This is a genomic window from Devosia sp. (assembly GCF_036676215.1).
Taxonomy (GTDB): Bacteria; Pseudomonadota; Alphaproteobacteria; order Rhizobiales; family Devosiaceae; genus Devosia.
Genome location: NZ_JAKFDJ010000024.1, coordinates 1 through 4,045 on the forward strand (window position 1 = coordinate 1; position 4,045 = coordinate 4,045).

Here is a 4,045-nt window from a genome sequence, read left to right on the forward strand (position 1 = left end):
GCCGTATTTCTCGAAACCGCCACCTGCCAGTGTCATCTGCTTGGTCATCTCGGTGTCCCATCAATTGCCTTGTGCAGCAACGTTCAAGAGTCTATGACGGTGGACTTGATCAGAGTTTCCCTAGAAACTGATCGCTTAATCCTGCGTCCTTGGCTTGACGGCGATCGCGAGCCTTTCTCGGCCATGTCAGCGGATCCCGAAGTGATGGCGCACCTGTTAGCCTTTGTTTCGCCTGAGGCCGTCAACGGCTGGATCGCTCGCCAACAAGCTCATCTGGAGGCGCACGGCTTTTGCTTGTGGGCCATCGAGTCCAAAGAATCGGGCGAATTCATGGGTGCGGCCGGGCTGCTGCAAATAGGCTACGACGCCCATTTCACCCCCGCCGTGGAAGTGGGCTGGCGTATGGCCCGCCGATTCTGGGGCAACGGATATGCCCCAGAGGCCGCATGCGCGGCCATTAGCTTCGGATTCGAGCACCGCGGGCTTCAAGAGATCGTCGCTAACACGGTGCCGACCAATCGCAATTCGCGCCGTGTGATGGAAAAGCTCGGCATGTCGTACGACCCTGTGGACGATTTCGACCACCCACTGGTGCCTGCGAACAACCCCCTGCGAAGACAAGTGCTGTATCGGCTACCACGCGAACGTTGGTCGAGGCGCCCAGAATAATCCACATCTGATTCCGCCAAGGAGTTGCACGCTACCGTAAGCTGATCGCCGAAATCTGCGGCTGGATAGGAATGCGCAGCCAGATGCTGGCGCACTTGCTGCCAATCCGCCCAGCAATCTGTCGGATGGATGTCTGCATAGGATACAAAATAGGCCGTGCGGGATGAGTGTCCGGTAAAGGCCTGCCGAGTGAATTCAGCGACTAAGGGTCATCGGACTAAACCGCTCGCGCGGTAAGCGCTCATCCATCGCCGGTGGTATGCACGGAGTGGACATCTGGCTATGTTGACAAATGAGGCAATCGGCCTCGTTTCTCAACAGGAGCACAGCCATGAACCCGTCGACCCAAGCCATCTCACCACTGCGCCAACGCATGATCGAGGACATGCGCATGCGCAAGCTATGCGCCAAGACGCAGACCGGTTATATCCGCGCCGTGCGGCAATTTGCCGCCTTCCTCGGCCGCCCACCCGACACCGCCAGCGTGGAGGACCTGCGGCGCTTTCAGCTGCACCTGGTCGACCAGGGCACCTCGCCGATCACGCTCAATGCGACGATCACGGGGTTGAAGTTCTTCTTCGACGTCACGCTCGACCGCGGCGAATTGATGGCCAAGATGCAACCGGTGCGTGTCCCGCAGAAGCTGCCGGTGGTGCTCGGCCGTGACGAGGTCGCACGCCTGATCGCCGCGGCCCCAAGCCTGAAGTACCAGACGGCGCTGTCGATCGCCTACGGCGCAGGACTGCGTGCCAGCGAGGTGATGGCGCTCAAAGTCGGTGACATCGACAGCCAGCGCATGACCCTGCGTGTCGAGCAGGGCAAGGGCCGCAAGGATCGCTACGCGATGCTCTCGCCGGTGTTGCTCGAGCGGCTGCGTGCCTGGTGGCGTCTTGCCCATGCCCAGGGCAAGATGCTGCCGGGCGGCTGGCTGTTTCCCGGCCTCAATCCCATGGATTCGCTGAGCACGCGCCAGCTCAACCGGGCCATCCATGCCGCTGCCGAGGCCGCGCAGATCGACAAGCGCGTCTCGATGCACACCTTGAGGCACAGTTTTGCCACCCATCTGCTGGAGCAGAAGGTGGACATCCGCGTGATCCAGGTCCTGCTCGGGCACAAGAGGCTCGAGACCACGTCGTTGTACACGCACGTGGCCACCGAGATCCTGCGCGAGGTGGTCAGTCCGCTGGAGAGTCTGGAACCCGCGTAGGGGCATCTCCATGGGGCACCCCGCCCTGGAGGTCGCCGACATCTTCCGTGCCCACGGGCCAGCTTGGCGCAAGGCCCAGAGCGCTCACCTGAGCCTGGGCCAGCTTAAGGTCATGTCGGCCATCGAGCAGTGCCGCAGCGCGGCGCTGGGTGGACATGTGCTGCGCTGCCAGGGCTGCGGGCAAGTCGAGATCACCTACAACTCCTGCCGCAACCGGCATTGCCCGAAGTGCCAGGCCAGCGCCGCCAGGCGTTGGCTCGAGGCCCGTCAAGCCGATCTGCTGCCGCTGGACTACTACCATGTGGTCTTCACCTTGCCAGCGCCCATCAGCGCCATCGCCTACTACAACAAGGCCGTGATCTATGGCCTGTTGTTCGAGGTGGCAGCCGAGACGTTGTGCACCATCGCCGCCGATCCCAAGCATCTGGGCGCTAGCATCGGCGCGACCCTGGTCCTGCACACCTGGGGATCGGCGCTGACGCACCACCCCCACGTGCATGGCATCGTCCCGGGCGGCGGTCTGTCGCCGGACGGCCAGCGTTGGGTCTCCTGCAAGCCGGGGTTCTTCTTGTCAGTGCGCGTGCTCTCGCGACTGTTTCGGCGGCGCTTTCTCGAAGAGCTCGACCAGGTGCATCGCGCCGGTCGCTTGCAGTTCTTCGGCGAGTACGCCGCGCTGGCCGACGCGCAGGCCTTCGCCGACTGGCTCGCGCCGTTGCGCGGCTGCGAGTGGGTCGTCTATGCCAAGCGCCCGTTTGCCGGCCCCGAGGCCGTGCTGGCTTACCTGTCGCGCTATACCCACCGCGTGGCGATCTCCAACCGTCGCCTCGTTGCCATGGACGAGCACGGTGTCAGCTTCCGCTGGAAGGACTACCGGGCCAAGGGCAGCACGCGCCACAAGACCATGACACTCGGTGCCGACGAGTTCATGCGCCGCTTCCTATTGCATGTCCTGCCCGGCGGCTTTCATCGCATCCGCCACTACGGGCTGTTGGCCAACGGCAGCCGCAAGGCCAACCTGGCTCGGGCTCGGGAGCTGCTGCATCAGCAAGCCGGCGCCGACACACAAGCTCAGGGTGCCGCTACCGAACTCGATCCCGTCACGCCAAGCTTCGTCTGCCGCCACTGTGGCAGCGCGATGATCATCCTCGAGACATTCGCGCGTGGGCAGCCCATCCGCGCGCCACCCCGGCGGCAGCCAGGTGCACCATGAGTGCAAACGTCTGTCGATGTCCCAACCCTCAATCGGCTCTGCATCGCCCAGGGCCGGCAGGGATGGTCTTGCCTTGGCGCTCGATGGTGACGTTTCTTGCTCGCCCCGTCACCGAACAACCCGGCACATCAGCTTGGGCGCCTGGCGTACCGTCGACGTCACTGCTCACATCAGCGGCTACATGGCCATCGCCAGCCCAAGTGCCGTCGCCCAAATCCCCATAGCCTCGTAGCCTTGTCGGAGCCCCGCGGCACACCCCGCGGTTTCCTCCCTCGAGGCTTGTCCGACGCCTGCCCTTAGTCCGGCGCCCGAGGCAGGTCAGCTCGCTGCGCGGGCAGGCATCAGACAACCCTTAACAAAAGCAGCTTTCGCAATGCGGCTGCTCGGCACACTTCAAAGCCGACTTTGGATTTGATAGTCAGCTTTTGGCGGCGGTGACCGGCGCCAGAAGACTGACTGCCGACATAGGCGTATCCAAGCAGCTCGCGCCATACCCGACGCAGACATCGGCAGATTGGGTGTCGGCAATGTGGCGCCGATTTCGAGGATTGCTGCACCCGGGCCTGGCCAGTTCCAGTCGCTGGCCACAAGCGGCTTTCCGGCATCTCACCAGGCCATAGTTGCCGCGATGAAGCACGCGCGTCGGCTGCATGCCCGAGAACACAAGCTCGGGGGAATCTCGTCTTGGCGGGCTGCCTTCTGGTGCGCACGGGCAAAGGCGCACCGCGCCTCAGATGCCCGCGCTTATCGCCAATGCTGGTCGGGGTCTTGCAACAGCCTTGCACCGGGACTCCGCTATCGCGTCGCTACGATCACATGCGCCTGAATTTTGCCGCCCACCGGGCCATCGCCATGGCGACTTGCGATCGCCTCCGTCGCGCGGTCCGTAGCGAGCTGAAGCAAGCTGGCGTCGCGCGCCTCGATTTCGTTGCGCAGCGGCGTTCCCTGGCAATAGGCGG

At 63.7% G+C, this 4,045-nt stretch carries 3 protein-coding genes and 1 pseudogene; 3 read left to right on the forward strand and 1 reads right to left on the reverse strand.

All coding sequences use genetic code 11. From position 1 onward, the window contains the following. The 3 genes from V6M52_RS01935 to V6M52_RS01945 form a co-directional block, all read left to right on the forward strand. On the forward strand, window positions 1-669 hold a 669-nt coding region (locus V6M52_RS01935; RefSeq protein ID WP_332698863.1), incomplete at its 5' end, for a GNAT family N-acetyltransferase. Between the two features lie 331 nt (window positions 670-1,000). Continuing rightward, the gene (locus V6M52_RS01940) at window positions 1,001-1,876 is read left to right on the forward strand and encodes a tyrosine-type recombinase/integrase (protein ID WP_332698866.1); all 876 of its coding nucleotides are present in this window, start codon (window positions 1,001-1,003) and stop codon (window positions 1,874-1,876) included. A gap of 10 nt (window positions 1,877-1,886) precedes the next feature. Further along, a complete protein-coding gene (locus V6M52_RS01945) occupies window positions 1,887-3,086 on the forward strand; it encodes an IS91 family transposase (RefSeq protein ID WP_332698869.1) in 1,200 nt (399 codons plus the stop codon). A 795-nt stretch (window positions 3,087-3,881) separates the two neighbouring features. On the opposite strand, the pseudogene V6M52_RS01950 reads toward V6M52_RS01945, so the two are convergent. After that, window positions 3,882-4,045 (reverse strand): annotated as a pseudogene (locus V6M52_RS01950) (SAM-dependent methyltransferase); the annotation flags it as partial.

Bases quoted from the DNA above. Each gene is read 5' to 3' on its own strand.
- V6M52_RS01940 (WP_332698866.1), top strand. From the start codon at position 1,001: ATGAACCCGTCGACCCAAGCCATCTCACCACTGCGCCAACGCATGATC.
- V6M52_RS01945 (WP_332698869.1), top strand. From the start codon at position 1,887: ATGGGGCACCCCGCCCTGGAGGTCGCCGACATCTTCCGTGCCCACGGG.